Origin of the sequence: Dyadobacter sp. (assembly GCF_051859145.1) — a bacterium.
GTDB lineage: Bacteria > Bacteroidota > Bacteroidia > Cytophagales > Spirosomataceae > Dyadobacter.
Window position 1 is genome coordinate 1 of the sequence record NZ_JBHYGF010000057.1, and the last position, 24783, is coordinate 24783.

Here is a 24783-nt window from a genome sequence, read left to right on the forward strand (position 1 = left end):
AACTTTGCTTTCGGAGCTGCCAGGTTGGTAATATCTACAACAAACAGCTTCTCTCCTGCCGGAAATTCCTTGTAAGGATCTTTGTATTCAGCTACTCCGTCTTCCGGTCTCACACGATTTTCCAGCACGTATGCCAGTCCGCCACTTGCAGGAACGGCCAATGTTTTCGAATAGCCCAGCGCTGAGTTGGATACCATCGCAGTACCTAATCCCTTGCTTCCCCGCTCAACTGGGAATTTAATAGTACTTAACTGATCTCTTGAAGTATTGTCCCTTAATAACTTACCATCAACAAATGCGGAAGCCGACATATCGGCATCTGAAACAACAACCAATCCACGGGCATTGAAGGTGATGGGCGATTGAGCAACTGCCGGAATACTACCCAAAGCTGCTAAACCAGCAAATAATGCGACTTTTTTCATAAAAAGAATCTTAGGTTTTAGGTGGCTTTAAAATGAAACTCCTTTAAATCAAAAGAAACCTTACTTAGCTGGGCGGCAAGCAAGGTTTCTCTTATCTAATTCGCAATATAACAGAAAAACCCCGATAGTTAAACTACCGGGGTGATTTCATCAGTAGAAATTTAAGCTGCTACTGCCAAAGAATTAACAAGCTTCGCCAATTTAGATTTCTGGTTAGAAGCTTTTTTCTTGTGGATAATGTTTTTCTTTGCCAAACGATCCAACATAGAAGACACTGTTTTGTAAACTTCAACAGCTACTGTCTTGTCAGTTGTCTCGCGTAGTTTTTTGATGTATGAACGTGTGGTTTTGTGCTGGTAACGGTTACGCAAACGTTTTGTCTCGTTAGCGCGGATTCTTTTTAATGCTGATTTATGATTTGCCATTTCGTATTGATATTTTTCAATTTCTCATTTTGGTGTGCAAAAATAGAGATTTGAGCACTAATAGCCAAACTTCCTTGTAAATAAATTTAGATTTTAGCTGTACTTACTTGGGCATACGTTGTAAGTCAGACGATAAATACTCTTCAATGCGCGCTTCCAGTTCATTATAAGGAATGTTTCCGTGCAATACTCCTTCCACCGCCAGGGATATCTTTCCAGTCTGCTCTGAGATCACAATCACGATTGCGTCAGTAGCCTCGCTCATCCCCATTCCCGCTCTGTGGCGGAAACCCAAAGACGAGGGAACGTCCACGCCGTCGGCAACGGGCAAAACGCATCTGGCGGCTTTGAGCACACCGTCAACAATTACCACGGCACCATCGTGCAGCTCACTATACTGATTGAAAAGCGAAACCAGCAGCGGCTTGGATACACGCGCGTCAAGCAGCTCGCCAGTTTCTACAAACTTGGTAAGATCGTCCCGTTTATTCACCACGATCAATGCACCTGTGAAGTTAGCAGCAATGGTTTTACTTGCCTCTACGATTTCTTTCAGGTTCTTCGCTTTCTGGTCGAGTACCGAGGTCCCGATGATCTTTTTCAAAAATCCATTATTGGTGTAAATGGTTGATTTACCTATTATAAGCAAAAACCGCCGGATTTCCTGCTGAAAAATCACGATCAATGCGACAGCTCCCACCCCCATGAAATATTCCAGAATGGCGGTCAGCAGCCCTAAACCCAGCCCTTTAACAACCAGGTAGAAAACGTACACAAACAGGTATCCTAAAAACACGCGGCTTGCAATACTTCCCCTCACCAGTGTATATACCTGGTAAAGCAGAATCGCAACCAGAAAAACATCCAGGACATCTGTCCAGTTAATGTTTAGAAAACCCACACGCATAAGAAAATCAATAAATTCAGCGACTAAATTACTACTTAATTTCTAACTGTTCCGGCCATTGACCAGAGTTTTACCGCCTCTACTGCCTGCTTTACATCGTGTACGCGCAGTATGGAAGCACCGCGTTCGAGTGCCAGCGTATTGAGCACGGTTGTACCATTTAATGCATCCTCGGGAGCTACTCCGAGTGTTTTGTAAATGGTCGATTTTCTTGATAAACCAGCCAGTACCGGATAACCTAACTGTTCAAACTCACTCAAATTGCGCAGCAGCTCGAAATTCTGCGCGATTGTTTTTGCAAAGCCAAATCCGGGATCTACAATAATGTCCGCTACACCCAGTGCGCGCAATGCATTGATTTTTGTTTGTAAATCCTTCAAAATGTCCCGCACTAGGTGATCGTACTGCGTAAGTTTATTCATGGTTTGCGGCTCACCCCGCATGTGCATCAATACATAAGGAACGCGCAGTTCAGCTACCGTCTCGAACATCCCGGAATCCAATGTTCCTCCCGAAACATCATTGATCAGACTTGCTCCGGCAGCGACAGCCGCTCTTGCTACTTCAGAACGAAAAGTATCGATGGATATAATGGTTTCTGGAAAAAACTTAGTAATCGCATGCAGTGCGGCCAAAATGCTGTCCGATTCTTCTGCAACAGAAATATCTTTTGCGCCCGGGCGGGTTGAATATCCGCCTATATCAATCAGGTCTGCGCCTTCGGCAAGCATCACCCCAACCCGCTCAACTACTTCATTCTCAGAATTTGCACGACTGCCACCGAAAAAGGAATCCGAAGTAGTATTAAGAATCCCCATCACCAAAGGCCGGCTCAGATCGACGATCCTGCCCCGGATGTTGAGCGTTTTTTTGCTAACTTGCAGCATAGATTTGTTTAAATACTAACTTAAAACAGTGAAATCCACCGAATCGGAATATCAGGAAATCATTCAGTATTGCCAAGATCTTTTTACAAAAAAAAACAAGGACTACGGCACCTCCTGGCGGATTCTGCGCATCCCGTCCATTACTGATCAGATCTTTATCAAAGCCCAGAGAATCCGCACGATTCAGGAAAAAGGCGTGCAGAAGGTGGATGAAAATGTCTCTTCCGAATTTATCGGGATCATCAACTACTGCGTAATGGCGCTGATCCAGATTGACAGCGTAGGACAGCAGATCGACGAATCAGACCTGACTACTTTGTATAACAGGCAGGTGAATGAAGTGGCTGAGCTGCTGTTTAACAAAAATCACGATTACGGTGAAGCCTGGCGGGATATGCGCGTGAGCTCTATGACGGACATTATTCTGATGAAATTGTTGCGGATCAAACAAATTGAAGATAATAACGGACTTACGATCGTTTCAGAAGGTGTAAAGGCCGGTTACCAGGATATCATCAATTATTCGGTGTTCTGCCTGATCAAGTCCAATGCATTACAAACCAACTGAACCGAAGCTTCATTAATACAGCTTTCAAATGAAAATTCTTGCTCAGGTTTCCCGCGTGATCGTGGGACTTCTATTCATTTTTTCGGGACTTATCAAGCTGAATGATCCAATCGGGACGCAATACAAGCTTGAAGAATATTTTGAAGTGTTCGCTATCGACCTTCCTGCGTTCCATGATTTCTTCATGGGGCTGGTTCCGCTGGCGCTCTACTTCTCCGTATTTCTCTGCACAGCTGAAGTCGTGCTCGGGATTGCATTGCTGGTCGCTTACAAGCCACGGACCATATCCTGGCTGTTGCTGCTGATCATCCTTTTCTTCACCTTCCTGACATTCTATTCGGCTTACTTCAACAAAGTGACCGATTGTGGCTGTTTCGGAGCGGCAATTAAGCTTACACCCTGGACTTCATTTGGGAAAGACCTGTTTTTGCTTGCATTGATTCTCGTCATCGTCTTTTACCGAAAAAAATTCCGTGCGCTTCCTACTGGCATTATCGTAGTGATTTCAACCTTGGTTTCACTTGGAATTGCGGTGTACGCATTGCGGCATTTACCTATATTCGACCTGCTACCCTATCGTGTCGGTGCGAATATCCCGGCGCAGCTTAAACCCTCCGAGCCTCTCCGGTATCTTTATATATTTGATAAAAACGGCAAAACTGTGGAGTACGAGCAGTATCCAAGCGACACTACACTTGTTTTCAAAGAAATGGTTGTCCTCAACGAGGATGCGAAACCGAAGATTACGGACTATAAAGTCTGGAATGATGAAGGCGACTTTACGGAGGAGACTTTCAAAGGCAACAAGCTTTTTCTCATCATTAAAAATCTCACTGATATTAATACAGCCGCACTGCCCGACATTAATAAACTGATCAATGCGGTTCGTGGCAAAGGGATACAGCCCATTATCCTGACTTCCGGTAATAGCGAAGAGATTGTGGCATTCCTGAATGCACATCAGCTCAATGCACCTTTCTACTATGTTGACGCGACAGTTTTAAAAACTATCATGCGCTCCAATCCTGGCCTCTGGCTTTTGAAAGACGGAACTGTGAAAGGAAAATGGCACTATAATGATACGCCGGGCGCTGACGAAGTCTTGAATCTTGTTAAATAATCCGGCTGATTGAAATGAAGAATGTAGTTCTGGTCGGAATGATGTCGTCGGGTAAAACAACGCTTGGTAAAAAGTTAGCGAGACTGCTTGGTTTTCAGTTTGTAGATCTGGATAAGTTGATCGAGAAAGATCAGCAAATGGATATTCCGTCTATTTTTTCAGAAAAAGGCGAATCCTATTTTCGGGAAGTGGAAAGCCGCATCCTGAAAGAAACGGCATTCCGACAGCACATTGTACTCGCTTCCGGTGGAGGTACTCCCTGTTTTTTCGACAATATGCAAGTAATTAATGCGATGGGTATCAGTGTGTTTCTTAATGTACCCGCTGCTGATCTCGCGAGACGTATTGAAAGCCACGGAAAAGATGATCGCCCGATCCTTTCCGGCGCCGCTTCTCTGCGCGAAACTTTGGAGCAAAAAATAAAAGAGCGCCTGCCGTTTTACCAGCAGGCGCATCTGAGTTTAAGCGGCGAAATTGAAGTGAATCAGTTGTTGAATGCACTTCGTCCTTTATTGTAGCTTAAAAATTAATCCCAAGGGTCAACACCACATTCACAGGTTTGTTCGAAATGTTTGCTGTGAAATACCTGGTAGGATCTTCCAGCGTGTACGGGGTATAAGTTGATTTAAAGGCGGAGTAAGTACCGGAAAGATCAGCGAAGAATCGATCCACGCGTACCCCTAAACCTGCCGAGTACATCAGCTTGTCTCTCTTGATCCCGTCAAGCCGCTCTGCGTAAGGGTCGGCGATGTATGCAAATCCAAGCCGGCCGCGCATAATACCGAAACGATACTCTCCTCCTAATCTCGCATTGATCACATTTTTATATACATCCTTCACTTCCGCATTGTTGTTGTCGCGGAAATTTTTATTCTCGTCGTCCGTCAGATAATTCGTCCGCAGCCGCATTCCCGAATAGCCCACATATTCAAGGGTACCTGTAATAAAACCATTGTTATTGATGAAAAACGTAGCACCGGCTGAGGCGCGGAACGGACTTACGATTGAATATTCGAAATCGTTCGGAACCAGCGAGACGCTGCTTTGGGTAGGTCCGATGTCCTGACCGTTATCATTCGTGATCGAGCCGCGGATGTAGTTCGCGCCCACTCTCCTGTTGAATGTTTCGCGCATAGACGTGAAAGTAGGCGAAGTGAGTGAAAGCCCTGCCTGGATAAATGGCGAGAATTTGTAGATCACCCCGAAGGTAGCATTCAGCCCGCTTCCGGTGGCTTTGAGATCTTCTGTGTTCGTGGTTGAGTGGAATACGGTGGCATTGATGATCGAATCATGGAGCATATGCGTGTACTCATACCTGATCCGGCTAAACCCTACCGAACCTCCGAGGTAAAGTTTGTCATTATAGTTACCTGCATATGCGATTGTCCATTGCGTGTTGGCTCCTTTTGAATCAAAATCACCTTGCTGCAATGTTGCATTCCGCGCATCATCACGGCCGTATGGAGGACCGTAACCTTCCGAACTTGAAACAAAATTGGTTGGATAAATGGTTTGCAGCTGATAATATGCGTGATCCAGATACCGGTATGTACCCTGGTTGTCCTGCAATTCCCGATTGTAATCTTCGTCAGTCCAGCCAACACCATTCGCGTCCTCAACAGCCCTATCCAGGAAAGAGCTTCTGTTATTCAATCCCTGGTATGTAAATCTGTTTTGGAAAGACTGCTGACGGGAAAATGATATCCCAAGTGAGGTTCTTTTCCATTTGCGCTGAAAGCCCGGCTGACTGGTTATTACCAAAGATGCACTGGTTACATTGGCTGTGCTCTTTGCGGCAGAGGTAACACGATCAATGTACTTGCTATCCGTGCTGATGCTGTTGACACCCGGGCTAAATGTAACCTCGGATCTGTTGTAAAAGCCTAAGCCCGCGGGGTTTCCGCTGATTGAACTCGGGTCGCCGCCCAATGCAGCGTGGTTTCCGCCCACTGCCTGGAAACGGGCTGTTCCTGTCTGATTTATTTCTGAATATCTGAAAGCGTCGGTCGCGTATTGCGAGAAAGCGGAGGAGGACACCAGCAGGCTCAATGCGAGCAGTGATCCACTATAAGGTTTTTTCATGTCGATGTTGAAAATAGCATTTAAGAACTTTAACACTCTTTTAAACGAAAACCCTGCAAAAATATGGCATTTTGCAGGGTCTCTATATGTAATAAAAATTACATTAATTCAATTATCTGGGTCCTCTTGAAGATGGGCTTGCAGATCTTCCTCCACCGCCACCACCAGATGGTGCGCTATAACTTCTGGAAGGCGCGCTGTAACTTGGTGCGCTGTAAGTACGCGTCGGCGCACTGTACGATTCGCTTCTTGAAGGCGTGTAAGTTCTCGCAGGACTGTTGTAATCAGACTGGCTTCTTGAAGGAGTGTAAGAAGGCGCGCTATATGTACTGCTGCTTCTTGACGATCTTGGCGTATAGCTGCCCGCTGCTCCTGAATTAGGCTCAGAATAGTTGCTTGCATTGCCCTGACGCGGACGCGAGTAATATACATTGTTACCCTCGCTGTTTCCGCGTGAAGAATACGCGCCATTGGCTGTTCTGCCGCCTGGGTTTGATACTTCACCCCTGTTATAAGATCTTGAAGATCTTGGGGAAACGTAGTTATCGTTTGCAGAGATTGCATTCGAAGCGCGTCTTCCTCCTCTGTCTCCTACAACATTTGCAGATCGCGACGGATTTGATGTAGCATTTCTTACGCCGCGGGTTCCATTAGTAACAACTCTCGGACCGTATGTTCTTGAAACACCTCTTTCAGGACTGTTCACTACGATAACCGGACGGCTGTAAGCCCAGGGCGAGTAACCATAACCTCCTCCGAAACCATATCCGCCGCCGTAGAAGCTGTCGTAATATCCGTAAGGACTTCCGAAGCCCCAAGGACTGTTATAACCAAATGGATCATAACCGTAAGCCATCATACTTCCGTAACCCATTCCATAGCCCATCATACTTCCGCCCCAGGGCGAGTACCCGAACGGAGAATATCCGAACATGGAACCCATTCCAAATCCTATGTAAGGACTGAAACGCATTGAATTACCATATCCGAAACGCATACCTGCGCTCATCATACCTGGCCAGTAAGAACCCATTCCTCCAAAATTCGAGAAACGGCTCGCCTGATTGTAACCGTCCACAAAACCTGCATTGTAACCTACATCACTTGAAACCGCTCGCTTGACACCTCGCGATGACAGGTACGATTCGTCGTAATAATCACTTGTTCCGTTCTCAGCGTATTCACCTGTATAGCTGTAATCCGGGTTGTCTGTGCGGGATAATTCCTGATCTGCACCTCTGTCTCTCGTTACTACCCCCGAAGCAGGACCGCCACCGTAAAGGTCGTCGTATCCACCCGAACGCGATATCTGTTGATTATTGGTACATCCCCAAGCTCCCAGCAAAATAAGCAAAGAAAGGTACTTTGCGCTGTTGATTGTACTCATGGCTTTAAAGGATTAAAAGTTTGTTGCTAATATAGCTATAAAATCCATTCCAAACTACTAAGTAAACGCCTGTTACATGACATTAATTCCAAAGTTAACATAAAAAACTATCTTTGCAACGGCTGCAAAAAAGAGCATTTATAGCAGTATACTCCATTTCCATTACAAAATAATCCTAATAATGAGTAAATCCCTGCCAACACGAAGTGAAAACTACTCCGAATGGTATAATGAGCTGGTAAAACGTGCTGATCTGGCTGAAAATTCTGCTGTCAGAGGCTGTATGGTGATCAAACCTTATGGCTATTCGATCTGGGAGAAGATGCAGCGGGCACTTGATGATATGTTCAAGGAAACAGGCCACACCAATGCCTACTTTCCGCTTTTTATCCCGAAATCCTACCTAAGTAAAGAAGCCTCGCACGTAGAAGGCTTTGCGAAGGAATGCGCCGTAGTCACGCATTATCGTCTGAAAAATGACCCGAATGGAAAAGGAGTAATCGTTGACCCGGATGCTAAGCTGGAAGAAGAACTCATTGTCCGCCCGACTTCGGAAACAGTTATCTGGAGTACTTACAAAAACTGGATACAATCCTACCGCGACCTGCCTTTGCTGATCAATCAGTGGGCGAATGTGGTGCGCTGGGAAATGCGTACGCGTTTGTTTTTGAGAACAGCTGAATTCCTGTGGCAGGAAGGTCACACCGCACACGCTACTGCGCAGGAAGCGATCGCGGAAAGCGAGCAAATGCTTGAAGTGTACGCCACTTTTGCAGAAGAATGGATGGCGCTACCCGTAGTAAAAGGGATCAAAACAGCCAATGAACGTTTTGCAGGCGCGGAAAATACATATTGCATTGAAGCTTTGATGCAGGACGGAAAAGCATTGCAGGCTGGCACCTCCCACTTTCTGGGCCAGAATTTTGCGAATGCATTCGATGTAAAATTCCAGGATAAAGATGGTAAACTGGAATATGTTTGGGGAACTTCATGGGGCGTAAGTACACGCCTGATGGGCGCATTGATCATGGCGCATTCCGACGACAGCGGTCTGGTACTGCCTCCGAAACTGGCGCCGATTCAGGTGGTAATTGTTCCTATTTACAAGAATGAAGAACAACTTCAGCAGATTTCCGACAAGGTTGCCGAGATTACCAAGCAGCTGAGAAAGATGGGGATTTCGGTGAAGTACGATTCCAGCGACGCATACAAACCAGGCTACAAATTCGCAGAATATGAGCTGAAAGGAGTTCCTGTGAGGCTGGCACTGGGTGGACGCGATCTTGAAAATGGACCGATCGAAGTAGCCCGCAGAGATACCAAAACCAAGGAAACAGTAAGCCTGGATGGAATTGCGGAACATGTAAGATCACTTTTGGACAACATTCAGGAATCCATTTACAACAAAGCGTTCACTTTCCGCAAAGAGAATACGCATATGGTGGATACGTTTGAAGAGTTTAACGAGGTACTGGATACCAAGGGCGGGTTCATCCTGGCGCATTGGGATGGTACCTCCGAGACAGAGGAGAAAATCAAAGAAGAAACCAAGGCAACAATCCGCTGCATTCCTTTGGACCAGGAAGAAGAGGCGGGCACCTGCATTTACTCAGGCAAGCCTTCGATAGGCAGGGTAGTTTTTGCAAGGGCATACTAATTTTACCACCAGTTGTACATCATCCGGAAGGCTGGATATTTTTAACCATTTAAGAAAAAGCAAAATGAAGCAGGCGCAGGCAGGAGATAATGTACAGGTACATTACAAAGGCACTTTACCAGACGGACAGCTTTTCGATTCATCGGAAGGCCGTGACCCGCTCAATTTCCAATTAGGCAGCGGACAGGTTATCAAAGGTTTTGATGACGGTGTGACAGGAATGGAAGTGGGCGACAAAAAGACGATCCACATTCCTAACGAAGAAGCTTACGGCCCGATCAATGAAGATATGATCATCAATTTCGATCGCAGCCAGATCCCTTCGGATATCCCTCTGGAAATTGGCGGCACCCTGAATATGCATCAGGATGGCGGCCAGGTAATTCAGGTGGTTGTACGCGAAGTTACCGAGGACACCGTAGTTCTGGATGCAAATCACCCGCTGGCGGGACAGGATCTCATCTTTGAACTGGAATTAGTTGGAATTAACTAAGAAGAATGAAAAAGGATCAGCCAAATGCTGATCCTTTTTCATTCAGTCCATTTCAGACTAAATATTTCAGGTCTTGTCCCAGGTATCTTCAACAAAATTTGCCGGGCAGCCAAATCCTGCAACATCCGCTCCGCACGCTTTTCCGAAATGTTGATCATCCGGGAAAATAACTTTGCTGAAACTGAATCGGACGTTTTAAGGTAAGATACCAGTGTTTTTACATGGCGGTTCGCCAGTAACTTTTCAGTTTGTCCGTCACCATCGTTGTAAAGCAGCAGTTTGGGAATCGGGACGCTCTTGTCTTTTACCCTGATATAAATTGTCCGCGCTCCCCGCTCGTTCAAAACATAATGCGGCTTATCTTCACTCTCTTTAATTTCAACAACCAGCAGCTTTTTACCTGCTGAGCCCTGGGACTTGATTTGGACCAAAAGCTTAGGTTCAATGTAATCTGTTAATGCTTTTTCCAGCTTCTGCAACTCGTGCAGCTCGGAAGGTACGCCGGTTATCACACCCGTATCCGCTACTCCGATCAGCAATGTGCCGCCCGACGTATTAGCGAATGAAACAATCGTCTTCGCTATCTTGGCCGGACTGTCGATCTTGCTCTTAAACTCAACAGTCAGCCCCTCTCCTTTCTTGATTATTTCGTCAGTATTTATGCTCATTCACTATATTAAACTGTATTTCTTACCAGGTAACGAGCGGACCACTCCCTGAAATTCCAGGTTTAGCAGTAATGTTGCCAATTTATTTAAATGAAGACCTGATTGCCACGCCAGCTCGTCGATCTGAGTAGGTCCTTTTTGCTTTAACATCGACAATACCTGCCCTTCATCCTGTGTAAATCCTTCAAAACTGATATGCTGCGGCCTTTGTTCCAGAGTAGAAGTCGCATCGTTATTTAAAGTCCAGTTCAGAGCAGTTGCAAGGTCTTCGACAGAGGTAAAAATTGAAGCTTTATGGTCCCTGATCAACATATTACAACCTTCTGACTGATTGTTCCCGATCATACCCGGCACTGCATACACATCGCGATGGTAATTCTGGGCAAATTCAACGGTGATCAGACTGCCGCCTTTCTTCCCCGATTCCACCACAATCACGACATCGCTTAATCCCGCAATAATCCGGTTACGCGCCGGGAATCTCATGAAGTCAGGTTTTGTCTGCAAGGTATTTTCCGTGACAATACCTCCATTGACCTGCATTTCTTCGGCAGTCCGTTTGTGTGTCGCCGGATAAATCACATCGAGCCCGCTCGCCATCACACCGATAGTTGGAAGATTATGCTTGATACAAGCGCGGTGTGCAGTAATATCGACGCCATAAGCCAGTCCGCTCACAACAAGCGCCTTGTAGGGTTCGAGATCACGAATAATGGTCTCGGTAACTGCCTTTCCGTATTCACTGATTTGCCTGGTACCTACAATACCGACCGCCCTGTTTGCATTAAAATCGATTTCTCCTCTTGAATACAGTACAATAGGCGCATCATAGAGTGGTTTCAGCCGGAGCGGGTAAGTTTGATCGGTGAAGAAGTGAAGATCAATATACTCCTTTTGACATCTGAGATATTCCTTTTCAGCCCAATGCAGCTCACTTTTACTAAGAACTGCTTTCACGACCTTGTCCCCCACTCCCGGAATCTTGATGAGTTTTTTGTAATCAGCATCGAATACTTTTGAAGCGCTGCCGCAGTAGCTGATCAGTTGCCGGATCGTGACAGAGCCTACTCCGGGAGTTTGAACAAGTGCGAGAATGCAGATCTTTTCTGCCTCTGAAATTCCTTCCATTTAAGTGTGTTTTTGTGTAAAGACCGGCACAATGCGCACAGAAAAAATGTGGCATGCATTTTGTCAATATACGTCAATGAATCACCTAAATACAACTTCATTTACCAAACAGCATGTATGGAAAATTTTAATACCGATAACGCCGAAACAATCGAACATTATGAGGGCATGGGCGCAACCTGTTATCCGGACGGAGTATACTACCGGGTTTGGGCACCGCACGCTGAAAGTGTTTCCGTAACCGGCACCTTTAATGATTGGAATGAGACTGCAAATATGCTTCAAGCCGAAGAAAACGGTTACTGGGGCGCTTTGGTGGAGAACTCCAAAGAAGGAGATGAATATAAGTTTTTATTGAAAACACCAGCGGGTGATTTGCATAGAAATGATCCCTATGCATTGAAAATGACCAATTCTGCCGGGAACTGCATTGTGTACAACCATGCTTCGTTTGACTGGCAAGACACTACTTTTCAGATCCCGAGCTGGCACGAGATCGTTATTTATGAACTGCACGTAGGTACGTTCCATGTAAAAGATAAGGATCAGGTTGGTACCTTTTATACAGCCATTGAAAAACTGCCTTACCTTAAAGAAATGGGCTTCAATGCTATTGAGCTGATGCCCTGTGCTGAATTTCCAGGCTCGCACTCCTGGGGATACAATCCGGCTAATCCGTTCTCCATTGAAGCGGATTACGGCGGCCCTGATGGATTGAAAGCTTTTGTTAAAGCTGCCCACGAAGCAGGTTTAGCTGTGATTCTGGATGTAGTTTATAATCACTTTGGCCCATCAGACCTGGATTTGTGGCAGTTTGACGGCTGGTCGGAAAATGATGGGGGTGGTATTTACTTCTACAACGACTGGAAAGCGGAAACGCCGTGGGGAAGCACGCGACCAGACTACGGACGTGGCGAGGTGCGTCAGTATATCCGCGACAATGCATTGATGTGGTTGAAAGACTACCGCGTCGACGGTTTGAGAATGGATATGGTGCCTTATATCCGGAATGTAAAAGCCGATGGAAACCCGGGAAACGACATTCCCGAAGGTATCTCTCTGATGCAATGGATCAATTCCGACATTCGACAGCAATATCCTAATTGCATTACCATCGCGGAGGATATGCATTCGCTGGATTTCATCACCAACTCCGTTGAGAATGGCGGTTTGGGATATGGTTCGCAATGGGATGCAGAGTTTGGGCATACAGTGCGCGATGCGATCATCACCCAGCAAGATGGCGACCGGGATATGGAAAAAGTGGCAGACGCGATCAGCTCGCGTTTTAACTCCGACTACTTCCAGCGCATTATCTACACAGAGTCTCACGATGAGGTTGCAAATGGGCAGGCGCGGGTAGCGGAAGAAATTGCAGATGGTGATGTCAATAACTGGTACTCCAAAAAGCGGGCTGCACTTGGTGTAGCACTGGTGCTTACTTCACCTGGTATCCCGATGATTTTCCAGGGTCAGCCACTTCTGGAAGATAAATGGTTTTCGGATAGTGATCCTATTGACTGGTCCCGATTGGAAAAATTCAGTGGCTTTGCAAATCTGCACCGCGATATGATCCATTTGAGAAGAAACTGGTTCGGTGTAACAAAAGGTCTGCAGGGACAGAATGTAGAGCTGATCCGTGTTGATAACGAGAAGAAGATCATTGCGATGCACCGCTGGAGCGAGGGCGGACCGAAAGACAGTGTTATCGTTGTTTTGAATTTCTCAATTGAAACTTTCGACGACTATAAAATCGGTTTCCCGAGAGGCGGCACATGGAACCTGAGGTTCAACAGTGATAATGAAGACTACGATCCAGACTTTTCGCACATCGGTATCAAAGATATTGAGACTTTCGAGGGTGAGATGGACAACCATCCATTCCACGGATCTTTGCAGATCCCGCCTTATACCGCGCTGATTTTCTCTCAGGAGGCGTAATTTATTCAGAAGCAAAAAAGAAAGTCCGGCTTGACACCAAGCCGGACTTTTGCATTACCTGATTATTCGAAAAACCCTGTCCCAGCGAATCTTTTGAAAAAAGCTGGTCGGATCGGGATCAATAGACATCCATACAAAAACTGCTTTACCTACAATATGATCTTTGGGAACAAACCCCCAGTAGCGCGAATCGGCGGAATTATGGCGGTTATCCCCCATCATGAAATAATAGTCCTGCCGGAAGGTGTAGCTTTCAAGCGCTTTTCCATTTTGTAATATTTTCCCATTCTCAATTGTAATACCTTCATTCCCTTCATAACTTTTGATAACATCTGCGTACAAGGCGACATTAACTGCATTTAACATGACCGTTGCGCCTTTTTTTGGTACAGAAATCGGCCCATAATTGTCTTTATTCCAGTCCAGTTGATCCGAATCGGGAAACAGAAAAGGCTCTTTCAAACCTTTGTCCAACAAGATCGGCTGAATGCGTTTTACAAAGTCGTAAGCTTTCAGCTTCTCAACAGTCGCAGCTGTCGTTTTGATAATGTACCCGAATTCATCATTGGACGCAATAGTATCTCCAAAGCTCTCGGTAAATGGCGCGTAGTCCACTACCCCATTGCGACGGAATACATTTTCTTCATTGACCTGCGTCGTAGCGGATAAGAAATATTCCTGCTGCATTCCCGGCGGATTAGCGGCCGGCACCCCATTGATCACAACCTGTCCTGCTTTTACTTCCAATTGATCACCCGGAATTCCCACGCACCTTTTGATATAATTGGAACGAAGATCGGTTGGATGCGGGTGCAGGTCGGGCAACACGTTGCTGTACTTCTGGTAAGTATCCGGGTGCTCTACCGGCAGGTTGAATACAACTACATCCCCATTTTTCACATCCGTAAAGCCGGGCAACCTGAATTGCGGGAGCTGGATCCAGTCGAGGTAAGATGGAATTTGCGTGCCCCAGATCGTCTGGTGCGTAAGTGGTACCTGCAATGGGGTGATCGGCGTGGTGGTGCCGTAATGCAGCCTGCTCACGAAAAGGTAGTCACCTACCAGCAAGCTGTTTTCCATGGATGGAGTTGGGATAACAAATGCGCTAAAAAACAGCCAACGTATCAATGAAGCCGCTACAACGGCGAAAAGGACGGAGTCAAACCACTCGCGGATAGGCGTTTTCTTTTGAGGCTGCTGTGTGTTCTTATGGCTAATTTCGAGAACCGGCATAAAAAAAGATCAAAGATGCATGCGCAAGATACATATTACAAATATAAATAATCAATATGTATATTAATTTTTCTTATACATTAACGCACAAAAAAAAGAGACTTTACAGCCTCTCTTTTTTAATGAATTTCTCAGGGTTAGTTAATCACGCGGAATATACGGTTCCAACGGATTTTATTGAAGAAGCTCGTCGGGTTGGGATCTATGGACATCCAGACGAATACTGCTTTTCCAACAATGTGATCTTCCGGAACAAATCCCCAATAGCGTGAGTCTGCAGAATTATGGCGGTTATCCCCCATCATGAAATAGTAGTTCTGCTTGAAAGTGTAGCTGGTAATTTCCTTTCCTGCAATTTTAACAGACTTCTCTCCTAGTTCCACATTCTCATTCTCCTCATAGTTTTTGATGACCGTACCGTAAAGTGCTACATTCTCTGGCGTCATTTGTACAGTAACTCCTTCTTTCGGGACAGTGACAGGTCCGTAGTTGTCACGGTTCCATTTGAACAAAGTCGAGTTTGGATACAACATCGGTTCACTAATGTCCTTGGAAGATTTTACCAGTGTAATCCCTTTTACAAAATCGTACGTTTTAAGCTTGGCTGCAATTTCCTCTGTTGTGAAAACCAGATAACCTTGCTGATCATTTCCCGGAATGGTATCATTAAAGCTTTCAGAATACGCATTGTACTCAGAAATCCCATTTTCCTTGAACACTTTCACTTCGTTTACCGCAGTGGTGGTCGCAACAAAGTACTCATTCTCCATTCTTTCCGGATTGGGCTCAGCAGTACCATTTGCATAAACCTGCAAGTCGCGCACTTCGAGCTTGTCGCCGGGCAAACCCACGCAACGTTTGATATAGTTGGTCTTCAAATCGACCGGATGCTGCATTTCAGGCGGGTAATTGAAAACGACCACATCGCCACGCTTTACTTCGCTGAAACCCGGTAACCTGTATTGAGGCAGCTGGATTGCGTCCGTATAAGAAGGGATGTTGGTACCCCAGATGGTTTGGTGTGTCAATGGAACCTGCAAGGGTGTTTTAGGCGTGCGGGTACCATAATGCAGCTTGCTGACAAACAGGAAATCTCCCACCAGCAAGCTATTCTCCATAGACGGAGTAGGAATTGTAAACGCTTCAAAAAACAGCCAGCGGATCAATGTTGCCGCGACAACAGCAAAGAGAATGGAATCAAACCACTCCCTCACTGCCGATTTTTTCTTTTTTGTACTCACTTTATCTGAAATTAACTCTCTGTTAATAGCCATGCTTTTTTGTTGCTTATTTTAATAGAAGGGGCGGTTCAATCGAGATTTTCAAGCAGGTCATTCATCCCGAACACACCTGCTTTGCCAGGCAGCCACTCGGCCGAAACGACTGCGCCTAATGCAAATCCATCGCGATTGTGGGCGGTATGCGTAATTTCAATGGTATCTACCTGTGATTCGTAACGGACAATGTGAGTACCCGGTACTTCTCCAAGTCTTTTGGATTCAATTTGTATAAAACCTTCTTCATCCTCCGGCGCAAGCTTCCATCCTTTCTGCTCGCCGCTGCCTTCCATGATACCTTCGGCAAGCGTAATTGCAGTACCGCTGGGCGCATCCAGTTTGTGGATATGATGTATCTCTGTCATCGAGCTGCGGTATGCCTGTCCCTTCATCAAACGCGCGAGCTGCTTGTTCAGCCGGAAAAACAGGTTAACACCAATGCTGTAATTGGAGGCGTAAAAGAAAGCGCCTTTGGTGTCCAGACAAAGCTGTTCTATCTCTGTTCTGTGTTCAAGCCAGCCGGTAGTTCCGCTTACAATTGGCCAACCCTTTTTCAAACAATATGTTATATTCTCAAAAGCAGATTCCGGAGCGCTGAATTCAATGGCCACGTCAACATCTTCCCGGCCTAATTCTTCCATTTCTGCCCGGTTTTGCAGGTCAATTTTAGCTACGATCGTATGCCCTCTTTCGATTGCAATCTTCTCAATCGTTTTTCCCATTTTGCCGTAACCGAGTAACAGTATTTTCATTAACTACAATATTTGATTCAATAAAAGCTATTTGATATTAAAAACCAGCCGCACGCCCGGAGCTGGTGTCCGCATCGCCGGCTGCTGCAATTTAGGCTCTATTCTTAATGTAAGGTCATCGGAAAGATCAAACGTTTTCAAATGTGCCGCCACATTAGCCTCAATAATCGAAAGTGTGTATATCAGGCCGGTCACGATCAAAGCAAATCCGCGGTTCCGCCGCCAGTAGTTCTTGCCTCTTAAAGCCTGGTCCCTGCTCGCAGGCTGGTAGGTACTGCTGGTATTAAGCAAGCTTCTCACTCTTACGATTACCGTAGAATCAACCAGCTCGGGCTTAGGCTGACCGTAAGTCGGACTGTTTTTATCCAGATTGTAAAACTCCTTGTAAGCCGATAGATAATCGTGGTATTTCAAGGAGTTCAGATAATAAGTATAAAGTCCACCGCCAAAGGCTAGATATACAATAGGTGCCTTCCAGTAGTCTCTGTTGTAAATCTGACCAAGTCCGGGTATCAGCGCCATTCTGGTCGCAGTTTTAGGTACAGGCATGAAACCTTTAACCTTTTTTAACGTATCACCCGGAAGCAAAACAGTGCTATCGTTCACCACAATGGGAACATTCAGTGTTTTAACGCTGTCTTTTGGGATCGTGTTCTGCGCCGTTACAGCCCCGGATAGTAGCAGGATTACCGCCGGTAAAAACCAGTTTTTCAAGTCCTATTTGAATTTCAATGTTTCCAAAATCTTCTTTAATTCATCCTGAGACGTGAATGGGATCTTAATTTCTCCCTTGTGGTTCTCATTGCTTTTTACGGAAACCTTCGCCCCGAAAAATGAAGATAGTTGAAATTGTAACGACTTTATTTCCTGATTAATTGTCACCGGCTTCTTGTCGGTCAGCGAGCTGCTGCTCATCATTCCGAGCTTTCTTACTTCATCCTCTACTTTTCGCACCGACCAGCCTTCTTCAATAATCTTGTTGAAAATTTTAAGCTGGCTCTGGTCACTGTTGATGGTAATAATAGCCCTGGCGTGCCCCATGCTGATCTTATTATCACGCAATGCAGCCTGGATCACGGGGGGTAATTTCAACAAACGGATGTAGTTATTGACGGTAGTTCTGTTCTTACCGACACGTATACCGAGTTCTTCCTGCTTCAGATTACATTCCAGAATCAGTCGCTGGTAGCTGAGTGCAATCTCTATGGAGTTAAGGTTCTCACGCTGAATGTTCTCGATGAGCGCCATTTCCAGCATTTGCTGGTCGTTGGCTGTCCTTACGTAAGCAGGAATGGTATCCAGCCCGATCAGCTTGGAAGCCTGTAACCTGCGCTCTCCCGAAATCAGCTGGTATGAATCTTCGGAAAGTTGCCTGACTGTAATAGGTTGGATAATGCCCTGAACACGGATAGAATCTGCCAGTTCCTGCAAGGCTTCCTGGTCAAATTTGGTACGCGGTTGGTAAGGATTGGCCTCAATCTGATCGAGGTTGATCTCATTCATGGAGCCAACTACCTCGGCGGCCGGCAATCTTGAAGTTGTTCTTGAATTATTGACTTTCTCAGAATCCTGCAGAAGAGCTCCCAACCCTCTCCCCAGCCCTGTCATCTTTTTGGTCTTGCTGCTGTTCTCCATCGTTTAGCTATTTGATCGTTATCAGTTGACCCCTAGTTTTTTATCCGAGGATAGCAGACCGTTTTTACTTAATATTTCTCTCGCCAGATTCAGGTAACTTACTGCACCCTTGCTATCTGAATCCTGCGCCATAACAGGGATACCATAGCTCGGCGCCTCGCTGATCCGGACGTTTCTTGGAATGATGGTATTGAAAACGAGTGATTCAAAGTGATTGGTAACCTCATTCACAACCTGGTTCGACAAACGCAAACGCAGATCGTACATGGTCAGCAAGATACCTTCTATAATAAGGCCGGTATTGAGCCTGGACTGGATAATGGTGATCGTGTTGAGCAGCTTACCGAGACCTTCCAACGCGAAGTACTCGCATTGAACAGGAATAATAACCGAATCGGCGGCTGTAAGGCTGTTGATTGTGATTAAACCGAGTGAAGGTGAGCAGTCGATAATAATGAAATCGTAGCTATCGCGTACCTCGGCAATCGCATCTTTCATTCGGTTCTCCCGGTTTTTGAGATTGATCATTTCAATCTCAGCACCAACCAGGTCTATATGTGAAGGCAGTAAATTCAGGTTTGGAAAATCGGTTTCCAGAATGATTTCGGAAGCTTTTGCCTGTTCCACCATGCATTCGTAAATGCTGTTTTCCATTTCCTGCGGGTTAAAACCCAGACCGGAAGTGGAATTAGCTTGTGGATCAGCATCAATAATTAAAGTCCGAAATTCCAGTGCAGCCAAACTGGCTGCCAAATTGATAGCGGTGGTCGTCTTTCCTACTCCTCCCTTTTGATTCGCAATTGCAATTACTTTGCCCATGTATCCTTTTGTGTTACCGATTTCAAATTTCAGTTATTCAGGGCAATTCACCAAAAAATGTTCCACGCAGATTTGCCTAAAACATTCATTTAGCTAACAATCAAGAAGTTGAGAGAGATTATTATTTAATTAGAAATAAAAATAAGGAACTTGTAACCCTATGTTTCACGCCCAAACCTGCGTTCCCTCCGTGCAATTCTTGCACATCTCAATCTCGGAACGTGAGCGGATCAGCGATGCCCGGAAGTCTTCATATTTCTTTCCTCGCCAGAGCTGACGGAAAGTCTGTCGCTTCATATCACCGAGCTTGTATTCAGCGTCTTTGTCAAAGCAGCAGGGCACTACGGCGCCATCCCAGGTAATCACACAGGAATGCCACATTTTCCAGCAATGGTCAACAAATTTGTTTTTAATAGAATAGCTTCCATTCTCGTGTTTCTGGTAACGGGAGTATTTGTCAATGGTAGGAATCAGTTCTGAACCTTCTTCATAGTCATAAATCTGCGCGGTTTTTAAACCCACTTCATCTACACCCATTTCTTCCGCCAGCTTCTTCACCTCTTCTATCTGGTGCTCATTCGGCTTCACAACCAGAAATTGGAAAATCACATGCGGTGTGCTCGAATTAAGCTCCTTTTTCCATTTGATAATATTCCGCGTTCCTTCAAGTACTTTTTCGAGGTTACCTCCTACCCGATATTGCTGGTAAACGTCCTGCGTAGTTCCGTCAATGGAAATAATCAGGCGGTCCAGTCCGGATTCAACCGTCTTCCTCGCTTTCTCATCTGTGAGGTAATGCGCATTCGTGGAAGTAGCTGTGTAAATACCCTTATCGTGTGCGTATTGTACCAGTTCAAAGAATTTGGGATGCAGATAAGGTTCCCCCTGAAAATAGAAAATGAGGTATAATAATGTATCGGCGAGCTCGTCGATCGTCTTCTTATACAACTGCTCCTCCATCATTCCGGTAGGTCTAGTAAAAGAGCGCAGGCCGCTGGGGCACTCGGGGCAACGCAGGTTACAGGATGTGGTAGGCTCAAATGAAATCGCGATTGGCATTCCCCAGTGCACCGGGTTACCTGTCATTTTCGAGTAAAAGTAGCTGCTTAATATCTGAACCGCGTTCCAAGCACGTTTAGGCGTCACCTTCGACATTAAATTCAGTCCATCCTTGAAGTTTTTGTTCATTATGTCGGAAAGCTATTTGCTTAGCTATCAGCTTTTAGCTGTTAGCTCTTGGCTTTTAAGTTGATAATACTGTTTCAGTTATACATCAATAGATCGCTTGCAACGATCGCAACTGAGTGAAAGCTAATAGCTAACAGCTGACGGCTAATAGCTGATAGCCGACAGCCAACTTCTAGCCCACCGCAATTCCAGTAGTATGCTTTATCTCTGAAATTACAAAATAGCTGCTGATGTGTAACACGCTTTTCAATGCAGAAAGTTTTTGCTGATAGAATTGATTATACGCTTCACCATCTTCGACTACAACTTTCAACATATAGTCAAAATTACCAGACACGACAGAACATTCCAGTACTTCGCTCATTTTCACAATCGCCTGGTTGAAGTCTTCAAAGCTTTCTTTACGCTGCTTGTCGAGGGTTACATTGCAATAAACAACGAGACTCTTGCCCAGCTTGCGCCTGTTCAGGAGGCACACATATTTATCTATAAATCCCTCTTTTTCAAGCTTTCTGATTCGTTCGTGAACGGGAGTGACAGAGAGGTTGATCTGGCTCGCTATTTCTTTGATGGTAAGCTGGGCATCGTCTTGTAACAATGCCAGGATTTTGCGGTCCGTAGCGTCAGGTTGCATATAGTTTTTTTTTCTGATTGCCGACTTCCAGAAAAAGCGAATGAAAGAATTTTTTCTTACCGGCTGGCATAAAATTAGTTTTCTTTTCTGTCTTAAAGCAGATTTCTGGTCTCTTTTTCCATAACACTATAATTTTGACACCTTTCCTGCAATTCAAAATCCCAAACCACTATTCACATGATCATTGGTGTTCCCAAAGAAATTAAAAACAATGAAAACCGCGTCGCATTGACACCAGCGGGTGTTACCGAGTTCCGCAAGCAGGGTCACGAAGTTTGTATTCAGACCGAGGCAGGAAAAGGGAGCGGGTTCAGCGATGAAGAATATGCCGGCGCCGGCGCTATAATTCTGCATACAATTGAGGAAGTGTATGCGATCGCTGAAATGATTATCAAAGTAAAAGAGCCGATTGAAAGCGAATATGCGCTCATCAAAGAAGGACAGCTGCTCTTTACGTATTTTCACTTTGCCTCCTCCGAGCCTCTTACTCACGCAATGATGGAGCGGAAAGCAGTTTGCCTGGCCTACGAAACAGTTGAAAAAACAGACCGCAGCCTCCCATTACTTGTCCCAATGAGCGAAGTAGCCGGTAGAATGGCCGTACAGGAAGGTGCCAAATACCTAGAAAAACCAATGGGCGGATTCGGTATTCTCCTGGGCGGGGTAGCGGGTGTGAAGCCGGCAAATGTGCTTGTACTCGGCGGCGGTATCGTAGGTACACAATCTGCGAAAATGGCGGCTGGCCTTGGAGCTAATGTGACGATTGTGGATATCAGTCTGCCACGCCTGCGTTACCTGGAAGATATTATGCCAGCGAATGTGGATACGGTGATGTCCAATGAGTACAATATCCGCGAGCTGGTGAAAAGCGCAAACCTGATCATCGGCGGCGTTCTGATCCCGGGCGCAAAAGCTCCTTCGCTTATTACCCGCGATATGCTGAAACTCACGAAGCCCGGAACTGTGATGGTCGACGTGGCGATTGACCAGGGTGGCTGCTTTGAAACTTCCAAAGCTACTACACACGAACATCCGATTTATGAAGTGGACGGCGTAGTGCATTATTGTGTTGCCAACATGCCAGGCGCGGTGCCTTATACATCTACACTGGCTTTGACAAATGCAACTTTGCCTTACGCACTTCAGCTTGCAAACCAGGGTTGGAAAACAGCCTGCACCCACAACGAAGAACTCAGGAAAGGATTGAATGTAGTAAATGGAAAAGTGGTGTTCAAGGGTGTTTCTGAGGCATGGAACCTGCCTTATACAGATGTAAAAGAATTGTTTTAATTTGACAGACCTGCTAAGCAAACCTGACGGAGATCCTTCTGTCAGGTTTTTTGTTTTCTAAAAATATTACAATTAGTTTTTACCAAGGGTTGCGTTTTCCAATCTTTTTCTTACTTTTGCATAAAATTAACGAACATCCGTTCGCTTCTCTGCTTCATACGGTCAGGCATTAATCTAAAAGTAGCAACCGACCTCTAATCGCCGGTAAAGACAACCGTTCAAATGCAGAGCCCCACGGATGGTTTGTGGTGGGCTGTGCGCAATCCCTTTTTTTAAATTTTCATGTAAGCTCTCGTCGTGACGACAGAGGCCATTTGTCTGAATAAGAAATAACTGTTCTAGTCCAGGTTTATTTTTGTTTTGACAAAACCAGAGTTGCCAATGCAGCAGAGCTGATTTTTCCAACCAGAATAATACTAATAAACAGATAATGACAACTGAGACAATTGAATCATTTTCAGAGCTTGGTCTCTCTGAAAACATCCTGAAAGCCCTAACCGAAATGGGTTTCACAAAACCCTCTCCTATCCAGGCACAGGGTATCCCGGCCGTAATGCAAGGTTCTGACGTAATTGGTCAGGCGCAAACCGGTACCGGTAAAACGGCCGCTTTCGGTATTCCGGTACTTGAAAGAATTGACCCGTCAAGCAATGCAGTTCAGGCGCTGATCCTTTGCCCTACCCGTGAATTGGCAGTGCAGGTTTCCGAAGAACTGGGTCGATTGGCCAAATTTGAAAGAGGCGTAAGAATTGAAGCAATATACGGTGGGGATTCCATCGACAGACAAATCCGTTCCCTTAAAAGAGGTGTTCACATCGTCGTTGGTACGCCCGGTCGTGTAATGGACCACATGGAGCGTAAGACCCTGAAATTTGACGAAGTCAAAATGATGGTTCTGGATGAAGCTGACGAAATGCTGGACATGGGTTTCCGTGAAGATATCGAAAGTATTCTTGCTGAGATGCCCGAAGATCGTCAGACTATCCTGTTCTCGGCTACTATGTCGAAGCCGATCATGTCGATCACAAAACGCTTTTTGAATGATCCTATCCTTATTAAAGTAGTCCGCAATGAGCTTACTAACCAGAATATCGAGCAGGTTTATTTTGAAGTAAAACCACAGGCGAAAGTGGAAGTTATGACCCGCCTGATCGATATGCACCATTTGAAATCACTGCTTGTTTTTTGTAATACAAAAAGGAAAGTGGACGAGATCGTGGAAGATCTTCAATTGAGAGGCTACGCTTCCGAAGGTATCCACGGAGATTTGCGCCAGCAACAGAGAAGCAACGTAATGAGCAAGTTCAAAGCTGGTGTAACTACGATCCTTGTTGCAACTGACGTAGCTGCCCGCGGTATTGACGTGAGCGGTCTTGATGGTGTGATCAACTACGATATCCCTCTTGACGAAGAATATTACGTACACCGTATCGGCCGTACAGGTCGCGCCGGAATGTCTGGAAAAGCATTCTCGCTGGTTGCCCGTGACGAAAAATACCGTCTGAAATCAATCGAAGGCTATACCAAGGTAAAAATCGAAAAAGGCGTTATTCCTTCTTATGAAGATATCGTTGGCGTTCGTAAAGCCCGCTTTGTAGAAAGCATTTCAGCTTCTATCCAGGAAGGCGACGATCAGGAGCTTTTCGGCGACATTCTGGAAATGCTCAACCACGCTGGCTATACAACTGAGCAGGTTGTAGGCGCGATGGCGAAGCAGATCATGGGTGTTCAGAAAAATGAATACGCTGATGCTAACCTGGCTTGGGAAGAAAGACGCAGTGACCGCGATGGTGGTCGTCGCGAAGGTGGTGACCGTTTTGAAAGACGTTCATCTGGCAGCCGTTTTGAAAGAGGTGGAGACAGAAGAGAAGGTGACCGCAGAAGCACTGACCGCTATGCACCAAAAGGTGATTTCCGACGCCCGGAAGGTGGCCGTGACGGAGAGCCACGTCGCCAATCGGCACCGGAAGCTGGCATGACGCGCTTGTTTTTGAGCCTTGGCAGAAAAGACCATATCATGCCGAAAGATATCGTTGGTGCAATCGCCGGAGAAGCTAACATTCCTGGCAAAACCATCGGAGCGATCGACATTTATGATAAATTCACATTCGTGGACGTACCTGAGCGTGACGCTCGTGCAGTACTTCGTGCAATGGACGGCAACACCATCAAAGGCAAGCCAGTTCAGATCGATATCGCGAAATAATCAGAATCAACAATTCATTAAAAGGGGCCTTCAACAAGCCCCTTTTTTGTTTACCTTGGGC

Annotated in this window: 23 protein-coding genes and 1 pseudogene; 8 read left to right on the plus strand and 16 right to left on the minus strand. The window is 45.6% G+C overall.

The features are described 5' to 3' along the window. From ACTIE6_RS04605 to folP, 4 genes and pseudogenes are all read right to left on the minus strand, one after another. Positions 1–425: pseudogene (locus tag ACTIE6_RS04605) on the minus strand (WD40 repeat domain-containing protein); the annotation flags it as partial. Between the two features lie 161 nt (positions 426–586). Continuing rightward, positions 587–850 carry a 30S ribosomal protein S20 gene (rpsT, locus tag ACTIE6_RS04610; RefSeq protein ID WP_031527289.1) on the minus strand — a complete coding sequence of 88 codons (264 nt, stop codon included), beginning with the start codon at positions 848–850 and terminating at the stop codon, positions 587–589. A gap of 103 nt (positions 851–953) precedes the next feature. Further along, positions 954–1757 carry a diadenylate cyclase CdaA gene (cdaA, locus tag ACTIE6_RS04615; protein ID WP_439555508.1) on the minus strand — a complete coding sequence of 268 codons (804 nt, stop codon included), beginning with the start codon at positions 1755–1757 and terminating at the stop codon, positions 954–956. Positions 1758–1792: 35 nt separating this feature from the next. After that, the gene (gene folP / locus ACTIE6_RS04620) at positions 1793–2644 is read right to left on the minus strand and encodes a dihydropteroate synthase (protein ID WP_439555509.1); all 852 of its coding nucleotides are present in this window, start codon (positions 2642–2644) and stop codon (positions 1793–1795) included. A 28-nt stretch (positions 2645–2672) separates the two neighbouring features. Between folP and ACTIE6_RS04625 the strand changes: the two genes are divergently transcribed. The 3 genes from ACTIE6_RS04625 to ACTIE6_RS04635 are packed head-to-tail and all read left to right on the plus strand — an operon-like array spanning position 2673 to position 4850. Further along, entirely contained in the window at positions 2673–3212 is a 540-nt protein-coding gene (locus tag ACTIE6_RS04625; RefSeq protein WP_439555510.1) for a DUF1599 domain-containing protein, read from the plus strand. A 28-nt stretch (positions 3213–3240) separates the two neighbouring features. Beyond that, on the plus strand, positions 3241–4332 hold the full coding sequence (locus ACTIE6_RS04630; RefSeq protein ID WP_439555511.1) for a BT_3928 family protein: 1092 nt from the start codon (positions 3241–3243) through the stop codon (positions 4330–4332). Positions 4333–4346: 14 nt separating this feature from the next. Beyond that, positions 4347–4850, plus strand: a complete 504-nt coding sequence (locus tag ACTIE6_RS04635) for a shikimate kinase (protein ID WP_439555512.1) — start codon at positions 4347–4349, stop codon at positions 4848–4850. Between the two features lies 1 nt (position 4851). Here ACTIE6_RS04635 and ACTIE6_RS04640 read toward each other — a convergent pair whose 3' ends face one another. Next, positions 4852–6414 (minus strand): OmpP1/FadL family transporter, encoded by a 1563-nt coding sequence (locus tag ACTIE6_RS04640; protein ID WP_439555513.1) that lies wholly within the window; start codon positions 6412–6414, stop codon positions 4852–4854. A 112-nt stretch (positions 6415–6526) separates the two neighbouring features. Beyond that, positions 6527–7801, minus strand: a complete 1275-nt coding sequence (locus ACTIE6_RS04645; protein WP_439555514.1) for a hypothetical protein — start codon at positions 7799–7801, stop codon at positions 6527–6529. 181 nt (positions 7802–7982) lie between these two features. On the opposite strand from ACTIE6_RS04645, the gene proS reads away from it, so the two are divergent. Then, positions 7983–9458, plus strand: a complete 1476-nt coding sequence (gene proS, locus ACTIE6_RS04650) for a proline--tRNA ligase (protein ID WP_439555515.1) — start codon at positions 7983–7985, stop codon at positions 9456–9458. A gap of 64 nt (positions 9459–9522) precedes the next feature. Further along, positions 9523–9951 (plus strand): FKBP-type peptidyl-prolyl cis-trans isomerase, encoded by a 429-nt coding sequence (locus ACTIE6_RS04655; RefSeq protein ID WP_439555516.1) that lies wholly within the window; start codon positions 9523–9525, stop codon positions 9949–9951. Positions 9952–9989: 38 nt separating this feature from the next. Here ACTIE6_RS04655 and ACTIE6_RS04660 read toward each other — a convergent pair whose 3' ends face one another. Then, positions 9990–10619 (minus strand): AlbA family DNA-binding domain-containing protein, encoded by a 630-nt coding sequence (locus ACTIE6_RS04660; protein ID WP_439555517.1) that lies wholly within the window; start codon positions 10617–10619, stop codon positions 9990–9992. Between the two features lie 3 nt (positions 10620–10622). Continuing rightward, on the minus strand, positions 10623–11747 hold the full coding sequence (gene dprA, locus ACTIE6_RS04665) for a DNA-processing protein DprA (RefSeq protein ID WP_439555518.1): 1125 nt from the start codon (positions 11745–11747) through the stop codon (positions 10623–10625). A gap of 117 nt (positions 11748–11864) precedes the next feature. On the opposite strand from dprA, the gene ACTIE6_RS04670 reads away from it, so the two are divergent. Beyond that, a complete protein-coding gene (locus ACTIE6_RS04670; RefSeq protein WP_439555519.1) occupies positions 11865–13688 on the plus strand; it encodes an alpha-amylase family glycosyl hydrolase in 1824 nt (607 codons plus the stop codon). Between the two features lie 54 nt (positions 13689–13742). Here the strand turns inward: ACTIE6_RS04670 and lepB (ACTIE6_RS04675) are convergent, their stop codons facing one another. The 8 genes from lepB (ACTIE6_RS04675) to ACTIE6_RS04710 all read right to left on the minus strand — a co-directional run bounded on the left by lepB (ACTIE6_RS04675) (position 13743) and on the right by ACTIE6_RS04710 (position 21226). Next, on the minus strand, positions 13743–14921 hold the full coding sequence (lepB, locus tag ACTIE6_RS04675; protein WP_439555520.1) for a signal peptidase I: 1179 nt from the start codon (positions 14919–14921) through the stop codon (positions 13743–13745). Positions 14922–15058: 137 nt separating this feature from the next. Continuing rightward, on the minus strand, positions 15059–16195 hold the full coding sequence (gene lepB / locus ACTIE6_RS04680; RefSeq protein WP_439555521.1) for a signal peptidase I: 1137 nt from the start codon (positions 16193–16195) through the stop codon (positions 15059–15061). A gap of 35 nt (positions 16196–16230) precedes the next feature. Further along, positions 16231–16950: a 4-hydroxy-tetrahydrodipicolinate reductase gene (dapB, locus tag ACTIE6_RS04685; protein ID WP_439555522.1), complete on the minus strand. Its 720-nt coding sequence runs from the start codon at positions 16948–16950 to the stop codon at positions 16231–16233. 27 nt (positions 16951–16977) lie between these two features. Beyond that, a complete protein-coding gene (locus ACTIE6_RS04690; RefSeq protein ID WP_439555523.1) occupies positions 16978–17664 on the minus strand; it encodes a DUF5683 domain-containing protein in 687 nt (228 codons plus the stop codon). 3 nt (positions 17665–17667) lie between these two features. Next, positions 17668–18585: a ParB/RepB/Spo0J family partition protein gene (locus ACTIE6_RS04695; protein WP_439555524.1), complete on the minus strand. Its 918-nt coding sequence runs from the start codon at positions 18583–18585 to the stop codon at positions 17668–17670. Positions 18586–18606: 21 nt separating this feature from the next. After that, positions 18607–19404, minus strand: coding sequence for a ParA family protein (locus tag ACTIE6_RS04700; RefSeq protein ID WP_439555525.1), 798 nt, complete (start codon positions 19402–19404; stop codon positions 18607–18609). A gap of 165 nt (positions 19405–19569) precedes the next feature. Next, a complete protein-coding gene (locus ACTIE6_RS04705; protein WP_439555526.1) occupies positions 19570–20592 on the minus strand; it encodes an SPASM domain-containing protein in 1023 nt (340 codons plus the stop codon). Between the two features lie 172 nt (positions 20593–20764). Continuing rightward, the gene (locus ACTIE6_RS04710) at positions 20765–21226 is read right to left on the minus strand and encodes an Lrp/AsnC family transcriptional regulator (RefSeq protein WP_439555527.1); all 462 of its coding nucleotides are present in this window, start codon (positions 21224–21226) and stop codon (positions 20765–20767) included. Between the two features lie 177 nt (positions 21227–21403). On the opposite strand from ACTIE6_RS04710, the gene ald reads away from it, so the two are divergent. Together ald and ACTIE6_RS04720 are read left to right on the plus strand one after the other, a co-directional pair. Then, positions 21404–22516, plus strand: coding sequence for an alanine dehydrogenase (gene ald / locus ACTIE6_RS04715; protein WP_439555528.1), 1113 nt, complete (start codon positions 21404–21406; stop codon positions 22514–22516). Positions 22517–22946: 430 nt separating this feature from the next. After that, positions 22947–24722, plus strand: coding sequence for a DEAD/DEAH box helicase (locus tag ACTIE6_RS04720; RefSeq protein ID WP_439555529.1), 1776 nt, complete (start codon positions 22947–22949; stop codon positions 24720–24722). Positions 24723–24783: the final 61 nt, after the last annotated feature.

Coding starts and splice junctions, on each gene's coding strand:
- rpsT (WP_031527289.1), bottom strand. CDS start 850: ATGGCAAATCATAAATCAGCATTAAAAAGAATCCGCGCTAACGAGACA.
- cdaA (WP_439555508.1), bottom strand. CDS start 1,757: ATGCGTGTGGGTTTTCTAAACATTAACTGGACAGATGTCCTGGATGTT.
- folP (WP_439555509.1), bottom strand. CDS start 2,644: ATGCTGCAAGTTAGCAAAAAAACGCTCAACATCCGGGGCAGGATCGTC.
- ACTIE6_RS04630 (WP_439555511.1), top strand. CDS start 3,241: ATGAAAATTCTTGCTCAGGTTTCCCGCGTGATCGTGGGACTTCTATTC.
- ACTIE6_RS04635 (WP_439555512.1), top strand. CDS start 4,347: ATGAAGAATGTAGTTCTGGTCGGAATGATGTCGTCGGGTAAAACAACG.
- ACTIE6_RS04640 (WP_439555513.1), bottom strand. CDS start 6,414: ATGAAAAAACCTTATAGTGGATCACTGCTCGCATTGAGCCTGCTGGTG.
- ACTIE6_RS04645 (WP_439555514.1), bottom strand. CDS start 7,801: ATGAGTACAATCAACAGCGCAAAGTACCTTTCTTTGCTTATTTTGCTG.
- proS (WP_439555515.1), top strand. CDS start 7,983: ATGAGTAAATCCCTGCCAACACGAAGTGAAAACTACTCCGAATGGTAT.
- ACTIE6_RS04655 (WP_439555516.1), top strand. CDS start 9,523: ATGAAGCAGGCGCAGGCAGGAGATAATGTACAGGTACATTACAAAGGC.
- ACTIE6_RS04660 (WP_439555517.1), bottom strand. CDS start 10,619: ATGAGCATAAATACTGACGAAATAATCAAGAAAGGAGAGGGGCTGACT.
- dprA (WP_439555518.1), bottom strand. CDS start 11,747: ATGGAAGGAATTTCAGAGGCAGAAAAGATCTGCATTCTCGCACTTGTT.
- ACTIE6_RS04670 (WP_439555519.1), top strand. CDS start 11,865: ATGGAAAATTTTAATACCGATAACGCCGAAACAATCGAACATTATGAG.
- lepB (WP_439555520.1), bottom strand. CDS start 14,921: ATGCCGGTTCTCGAAATTAGCCATAAGAACACACAGCAGCCTCAAAAG.
- lepB (WP_439555521.1), bottom strand. CDS start 16,195: ATGGCTATTAACAGAGAGTTAATTTCAGATAAAGTGAGTACAAAAAAG.
- dapB (WP_439555522.1), bottom strand. CDS start 16,950: ATGAAAATACTGTTACTCGGTTACGGCAAAATGGGAAAAACGATTGAG.
- ACTIE6_RS04695 (WP_439555524.1), bottom strand. CDS start 18,585: ATGGAGAACAGCAGCAAGACCAAAAAGATGACAGGGCTGGGGAGAGGG.
- ACTIE6_RS04700 (WP_439555525.1), bottom strand. CDS start 19,404: ATGGGCAAAGTAATTGCAATTGCGAATCAAAAGGGAGGAGTAGGAAAG.
- ACTIE6_RS04705 (WP_439555526.1), bottom strand. CDS start 20,592: ATGAACAAAAACTTCAAGGATGGACTGAATTTAATGTCGAAGGTGACG.
- ACTIE6_RS04710 (WP_439555527.1), bottom strand. CDS start 21,226: ATGCAACCTGACGCTACGGACCGCAAAATCCTGGCATTGTTACAAGAC.
- ald (WP_439555528.1), top strand. CDS start 21,404: ATGATCATTGGTGTTCCCAAAGAAATTAAAAACAATGAAAACCGCGTC.
- ACTIE6_RS04720 (WP_439555529.1), top strand. CDS start 22,947: ATGACAACTGAGACAATTGAATCATTTTCAGAGCTTGGTCTCTCTGAA.